The 6,680-nt window shown below is 62.1% G+C and carries 9 protein-coding genes; 2 read left to right on the top strand and 7 right to left on the bottom strand.

Features of this window, described 5'->3' with window-relative positions; genetic code table 11:
* The first annotated feature begins 282 nt into the window (after positions 1-282).
* The gene (locus G7016_RS24325; protein ID WP_040259196.1) at positions 283-642 is read left to right on the top strand and encodes a histone-like nucleoid-structuring protein, MvaT/MvaU family; all 360 of its coding nucleotides are present in this window, start codon (positions 283-285) and stop codon (positions 640-642) included.
* Positions 643-766: 124 nt separating this feature from the next.
* Here the strand turns inward: G7016_RS24325 and G7016_RS24330 are convergent, their stop codons facing one another.
* On the bottom strand, positions 767-1,729 hold the full coding sequence (locus tag G7016_RS24330; RefSeq protein ID WP_181118335.1) for an arsenic resistance protein: 963 nt from the start codon (positions 1,727-1,729) through the stop codon (positions 767-769).
* 262 nt (positions 1,730-1,991) lie between these two features.
* Between G7016_RS24330 and G7016_RS24335 the strand changes: the two genes are divergently transcribed.
* Positions 1,992-2,543 carry an arsinothricin resistance N-acetyltransferase ArsN1 family B gene (locus tag G7016_RS24335; protein ID WP_040259194.1) on the top strand — a complete coding sequence of 184 codons (552 nt, stop codon included), beginning with the start codon at positions 1,992-1,994 and terminating at the stop codon, positions 2,541-2,543.
* A 23-nt stretch (positions 2,544-2,566) separates the two neighbouring features.
* Here the strand turns inward: G7016_RS24335 and G7016_RS24340 are convergent, their stop codons facing one another.
* The 6 genes from G7016_RS24340 to G7016_RS24365 all read right to left on the bottom strand — a co-directional run.
* Positions 2,567-3,754, bottom strand: a complete 1,188-nt coding sequence (locus G7016_RS24340) for an MFS transporter (RefSeq protein ID WP_181118336.1) — start codon at positions 3,752-3,754, stop codon at positions 2,567-2,569.
* A complete protein-coding gene (locus G7016_RS24345; protein ID WP_181118337.1) occupies positions 3,754-4,821 on the bottom strand; it encodes an ArsO family NAD(P)H-dependent flavin-containing monooxygenase in 1,068 nt (355 codons plus the stop codon). The genes G7016_RS24340 and G7016_RS24345 overlap by 1 nt, the downstream gene beginning before the upstream one ends.
* Positions 4,822-4,865: 44 nt before the next feature.
* Positions 4,866-5,288 carry an arsenate reductase (glutaredoxin) gene (gene arsC, locus G7016_RS24350; RefSeq protein ID WP_181118338.1) on the bottom strand — a complete coding sequence of 141 codons (423 nt, stop codon included), beginning with the start codon at positions 5,286-5,288 and terminating at the stop codon, positions 4,866-4,868.
* A gap of 26 nt (positions 5,289-5,314) precedes the next feature.
* Positions 5,315-6,028, bottom strand: a complete 714-nt coding sequence (arsH, locus tag G7016_RS24355) for an arsenical resistance protein ArsH (RefSeq protein ID WP_181118339.1) — start codon at positions 6,026-6,028, stop codon at positions 5,315-5,317.
* A gap of 47 nt (positions 6,029-6,075) precedes the next feature.
* A complete protein-coding gene (locus G7016_RS24360) occupies positions 6,076-6,546 on the bottom strand; it encodes an arsenate reductase ArsC (RefSeq protein ID WP_181118340.1) in 471 nt (156 codons plus the stop codon).
* A gap of 16 nt (positions 6,547-6,562) precedes the next feature.
* A partial coding sequence (locus G7016_RS24365) for an ArsB/NhaD family transporter (RefSeq protein ID WP_181118305.1) occupies positions 6,563-6,680 on the bottom strand: 118 nt, incomplete at its 5' end.

Genomic DNA, 6,680 nt, shown 5'->3' on the forward strand with positions numbered 1-6,680 from the left:
TTGCCAGCGTGACGGCGGCACGCGGTCACGTACGGCCTCAACCTGCGCTTATTGAAGATATTCGCTACGGGGCACTACAGGTCTGGGGTGATCTGAAACTGGTCGTGCCGGATAAAGCACCATGGCTTCTTTGGGTGGGCCCCTGATCGACGTAGCGGTGAATTTGGCTCACCACGAAATGGAGTGGTTCACCGTGTATACGCCTGGACTTATAATCAAGTTGGCAGGGCATTTTCCTGTCCCTATACTGAAACCCTCCTGAAGTCCAGTGGATAGCAAAAAATGTCACGTCTTGCCGAATACCGCGCGTTAGAACAAAAGCTGGCCGCTCAGCTTGCTGAGCTCGAGAGCATGAAGAATGATGAAGGTTTGCAGCGTGAAGTTGAATTTGAGCAAAAATTGCGGGAATTGCTAGGCGAGTATAATTTTAGCCTGAAGCACATTATTGCGATTCTCGACCCGCAAGCGTTTCAGCGTGCTCCGGCTCAGACTAAAGCGTTCACCCGCAAAGCACGCCAAGTGAAGCGTTACCGGCACCCGGAATCCGGTGAAATCGTTGAGACCAAAGGGGGCAATCATAAAACACTCAAGGCGTGGAAAACCGAGTACGGTTCGGAAGCCGTCGAAGCATGGTTGCAATAACGTGCTTTGAATTAGGTTCTCCATAACCAGCAACACGAGTTGCTCTGGTTTGGTAAGGCACCTGGCTGGAGCATCACCGGCCAGGCCATCACCTTGAATGTTGTACTGTCGATGTGTGCCTGACCTATGCCCGCGGCCTTACCAAAGCAGGCACGAGTCTGATATAGAAGAGCTCAGCTATCAACTCCATCAGTGTTTGCGTGATGATCGCTGCTGCCGCAAGCGTTCGAATATTTTCCGGCAGCGCCAACGCCAGAGGCAGCACTACCAGCGAGTTCCTGGTAGCGCTACTAAATACCACTGACCTGGCACTTGAGGCGCCCAGCCCAAATGCTTTAGCCACCACGGCGCCTACCACGGGGGCCAGCAGCATGAAGCCCAGATACACCGGGATTACCGGAAGAAGGCTGTTGAAGTCACGCACCACATAAGCGATCTGGGAACCGATGACTGCTATCAGTACCGCCACCATGGCAGGAACAGGCATCCACGCCCAAGCAGTGTTCCAGCTCGCCACGACGCTGGATTTTCTCACCAGCGCGGCGGTGATCACTGCGAGAATCAAGGGCAGCACAATCAACACCAGGAAGGCCTCCGCAAAGGGCCCAACGGTGATGACAACCTCGCTGCTTTCTCCAATCATGACGGCCAGATACACTGGTAGGAGTAGTAGCTGGAGCAGTAGCAAGATTGGCGTCGCTGCGAGCGTTAACTTCGAATCTCCCTTACCTATGTGCGTGAACACCACAACGTAATCAATGCATGGAGTGAGCAGCACCAGCAGCGCGCCGACCCTGATTACAGGGTGATCGGCCAAGCCCTGACTCAAGCTCCAGACCAGCAAGGGTATGACCACGAAATTGGCAGTGAGCAACGCTGCCATAAAGCGTCTGTCACCCAGCCCGTTGCGCAATTCCAGGAACGGAATTTGTAAAAACATTGCGTACATCAACGCTGCGATAGACGGTGTAACCCAAGCGCTCAGGCTCTGTGATGCTACAGGCGCCAGTAAGCCGCCCATGGCGGCGGCAATGACCGCCAAGAAGTAGATAGGAATCTGGTTCTGCTCAAGCGTTTCTTTTTGCACACTATGCCCTTACGACGGAGATCAATGGCCGACCGGGCAGGTAATAGCTGCTAGCTATTAAGAATTCAAGGGCATTTATCAGCAGGACGGCGGGAGAAACCTCTGTCGAAGTTCGGATTGCCCTGTTGGGAGTCGCCGGGGAGGACTGTGGGCTTCTCCGAAGGTTAACAGGTCGTGGACCGCGAAGCCCATCAATAGGATTTCATGCTCAAAGCGATCTAAAAAAGGTACCGTTCCGGTTTTCAATCAGGGACGACCTACAGTGGCTTTGAGCATTCGTACGGCGGTAGCAACAGACGCGGCCGCCATCCAGCGTATTTACGCGCCGGTGGTTCTGGACACGGCGATTTCCTTTGAAGAGGTCCCTCCGACCGTCGAGGAAATGGCCCAGCGGATAGTGACCACGCTTCAGACCTACCCCTACCTGGTAGCCGAGGAGGACGGGGTCATCAAGGGATACGCGTACGCCAGCCAACACCGCGCTCGCCCAGCCTACCGCTGGGCCGTGGACGTGACGGTGTATATCGCCGAATCGGCGCGCCGTCAGGGCATCGGCCGGCAACTCTATGAAACGTTGCTGCCCCTGCTTGAGCAGCAGCGGTTTCGGGCCGCTTACGCCGGCATTGCGCAGCCCAATGAGGGCAGCGTTGGGCTGCACGAAACGCTGGGCTTCGTGCACATCGGTACCTACCCGGAAGTGGGCTTCAAGCTCGGCAAATGGCACGACGTGGGCTACTGGCGGCGCGGGCTGTGCCTGTTGACCCCACCGTTGGAGCCGGTGCTGTTCCCTGAGCTGGAGGGTAGTCCCCGGTAGGCCGCCCCGGCACACCTGGGCCGTCAGACCTGCGTCGGTTCGAAAGCCCGTAACCGGGCGAACGCCACCACTGCGCCCAGGCCCAAAAGGCCGGCCAGAATCCCGATCAGCCCGCGCGGGCCCAGTTGCTCCAGGAGGTACGCACAGGCCAGCGGCGCCGCTGCCTGGGCGATCAGCACCGGGCGCGCGATCAACCCCAGGTGGCTGCCCAGTTTGGCGCTGCCCAGCAGGGTCAGCGGCACTGTGCCCCTGGCAATCGTCATGATCCCATTGCCCCCACCGAAGGCGACGACGGCGAGCAGGGACAGCGTCACCAGGCCCGGCCCCAGGCCCAGCAGGCCGGCGATACAGGCCAGCATCCCTAACCGCGCGATCCAGACCGGGTGCGCCTGGCGACCAAAGACATATTCGAGCACTCGGGCGACTACCTGCGAAGGCCCCATCAGTGCGCCGAGCGTTACCGCCAAGGCTGCCGGGATACCCTGGCCCTGCAGGATGACCAGCAGGTTGACCGCCAGGGCCGACATCACGAAAGCATGCAGGGTGAACAGCACCGCGATCCAGGCTAACTGGGGACCGGCTTGAGCGTCGGTGGCATGGGTCGCGGTAGCCGCGGCCGGTGGTCTTGGCGCCGGCGACGGCACCGTGAACAGGTGAAGCGGCAGGCCGACCAGCAGGTGGATAATGGCCAGCACCCGGCAGGTGGCCGGCCACCCCTGGTTCGCTTCCATGGCCGCGAGGAAAGGCCAGGCCACCGTACTGGCGAAGCCGGCGATCAGGGTCAGGCCGGTTATTGAGGACCTGGCCCGTGAACCCATCAGGCGTCCCAGGGTGGCAAACCCCGCGTCATACAGCCCGGCGGCCATGCCCAGCCCGAGCACGGTCCAGGCGGCATAGTAGGCGATCAAACCGCAGGCAAACGACATGGCCGTCAGCCCCAGGGCCAGCAAGACCGCGCTGCCGGCCAGCACCCCTTTACCGCCGAATCTATCAATGGTCCGGCCCACTAGCGGTGCGCACATGCCGGCCACCAACAGGGCCCAGGACAGGGCCCCCACCACTGCAGGCACCGAGGCGCTCAGCGAATGGGCCACCGGCACCGCCAATACAGCTGGCAGGTAAAAGGTCGAGCCCCACGCCAGGATCTGGTTGCAGCCCAGTGCCCCTATCAAGGTTGCGTGACGACGTCTTGACAGGGACAGGGCAGGCATCAGTCGGCCCCGGTAAGGTCGTGCTGCACCTGCCTGACCACGTCCCGAGCGGTCCGGGTCACCCCGATCAAGGTCGCGGAGGCGAGCCCTGTCCAGTCGCCATAGCCCACCAGCCACAGAGCGGGTAGCGCTACGCTCCGGTTTTCGGCCACCGCGATCTTGCCGTCCGGGCCCACGATCCCCAGGCTGGTCAGGTGGTCGAGCGCCGGGGAGAAGCCGGTGCACCAGATTACCGAATCTACCGGCGTCTCCTCACCCGAGGGCCAGACCACGCCGGTTGAGGTGAACCGGGTGAAGGGCCGTACCGCGTTCAGCACCCCGCGTTTGCGGGCGTCCTTGACCGGCGGCACCATCACGATGTCGCCCAGCCCGCCGGTGAGCGGCGGCGGTTCCTGGCCCGCTTGCTGGGCTTTCAACCGCGCGGTGGCTCGCTCAAACAGCACACGGCCATCGACCTCATCGGGCAGGTAGTTGGGCGGCGCCTGCGTCACCCAGGTCGCCTGGGCGACCTTCGACACTTCCGCGTAAATCTGGGCACCCGAGTTGCCCCCACCGACGACCAGCACGGTCTTTCCTTCGAGCGCACGCGGTTCAACGTAGTGCGCCGAGTGCAGCTGCTGCCCTTCGAACAGCGCTTGCCCTGGATAGGCCGGGATGACCGGGCGGCTCCAGGTGCCGGTGGCACTGATGACGGCCTTGGCGTCCCAGACACGGTCCTGTGAAACGACCCGCAATCCCCCCGCGATCTTTTCCACCCGGGTCACCCGCGTGGAATGCAGGAGGGGAAAGGCGTACCGCTGCTCATAGCGAGTCAGGTAGTCAATCACCTCGTCGCGCCCCGGCGTCCCCTCGGGCACGGCGGGCATCGGCCAGCCGGCAATCGAGCTCCAGGCCGCAGGGGAAAACAGCCGCAGCGACGCCCACCCATGACGCCAGGCCCCACCGGGGCCCGGCTCGGCATCGAGCACCACATAGGACAGACCGGTGCGCTTCAAAAAATAGGCCACGGTGAGGCCCGATTGGCCACCGCCAATGACCACCACGTCCACGTTTTTGGCTTGATCCACGCTACCCCTCCCCGTTCACCGCCCCTGGCCTTGCCTGCTTCGCTTCAGACCCGGCGGCCGTGTTCATCAATGACCACCTCTCCGTCTTCCTTGACGAAGCGGCCACGTTGCGGCTGCGGCAGCAGGTCCAGCACCGCTTCGGAAGGCCGGCACAGACGGGTGCCCAGAGGGCTGACCACGATCGGGCGATTGATCAGGAGGGGATGCTCGAGCATGGCCTCGATGAGCTGTTCATCGGTCAAGGCCGGATCGTCCAGCCCCAGTTCCTCGTAAGGGGTGCTCTTGATCCGCAGCAGCGGTCGCGCGCCGGTCCCCATCGCCTCGATCAGCCCGACCAGGGTCGCGCGATCCGGCGGGGTCTTGAGGTATTCGATCACGGTGGGCTCTTCGCCGCTGTTGCGGATCAACGCCAAGGTATTGCGGGAAGTGCCGCATTGCGGGTTGTGGTAGATGGTGATCTGGGTCATTGATGAACTCTCGCGGTAGGGACGGGTTAGATGGAACGCTGATTGACGCGTTTGGAGAGCGCTTCAGCGGACTCCTTGCGTTCGGAGTAGCGATCCACCAGGTAATCCTGGCGGTCACGCAGCAGCAGCGTGAACTTCATCAGCTCCTCCATCACGTCCACCAGGCGGTCGTAATAGGACGAGGGTTTCATCCGGCCGGCCTCATCGAACTCCGTGAAGGCTTTGGCCACCGAAGACTGGTTCGGGATGGTGAACATGCGCATCCACCGGCCCAACACGCGCAGCTGGTTGACCACGTTGAACGACTGCGAGCCTCCGCACACCTGCATCACGGCCAGGGTTTTTCCCTGGGTAGGTCGCACCGCGCCGAGGGCCAGTGGCACCCAGTCGATCTGCGCCTTGAACACCGCGCTCATTGCGCCGTGCCGTTCAGGCGAACACCACACCTGCCCCTCTGACCATTGCATCAGTTCGCGCAGCTCCTGCACCTTCGGGTGGGAGTCGGGGGCATCGTCCGGCAGCGGCAGGCCGGACGGATCAAAGATGCGAGTTTCGGCACCGAATTCTTCCAGCAGGCGTGCCGCCTCTTGAGTCACCAGGCGGCTGAATGAGCGTTCCCGCGTCGAGCCGTACAGGAGCAGAATCCGGGGCTTGTGCCGTGACGGGGTGGCCGGTGTCAGCTGCTCCAGCGTGGGGAGGTCGAGCAGGTCTGCCTGCACGTTGGGTAAGGTGTCTTGCATAGCACTCTCCTTAGGCTGCGTCCTGCGGGCAAAGCCTTGGTTGATCTTCAAAGCGTTCCGATACGGCCCAGCTCGGCTTTCAACTGCTCATCGCTCATCGTTGCGAACGGCAGCGCTAGGAAGGCGTGCACGCGTTCCTGGATCTTGGCCAGGGTGGTGGCGAATGCCGCTTCGATGTCAGCCTCCGCGCCGGTGGCTTCCGAGGGATCGGCGAGGCCCCAATGCGCTTTCAAGGCGGGGCCGAAGAAGAGGGGACAGGCTTCGCCAGCGGCCCGGTCACAGACGGTGATCACGATGTCCGGAGGCGCGCTTTCAAAGGCGTCCGACGCCTTGCTGCTCAAGCCGGCCGTAGGAATGCCGGCAGCTTCCAGTGTGTGCAGCGCGCGCGGGTTGACCCGACCGCTGGGAAAACTGCCCGAACTGACCGCTTCGAAGCCGTCCGGGGCCAGGTGGTTGAACACCGCTTCGGAGAGGATGCTGCGGCAGCTGTTGTGGGTGCACATGAACAGGACTTTCATCAGAGGATTCCTTGATTCAGAAACTCAGGCGCAAGGCCAAAGCACAGAGGGTGGCGACGAGGATGGGCAGGGTCAGCACGATCCCGGTCTTGAAGTAGTAACCCCAGCTGATGGTGATCCCCCGCTTGGCCAGC

Source organism: Pseudomonas japonica (assembly GCF_013522925.1).
GTDB classification, from domain to species: domain Bacteria; phylum Pseudomonadota; class Gammaproteobacteria; order Pseudomonadales; family Pseudomonadaceae; genus Aquipseudomonas; species Aquipseudomonas japonica_A.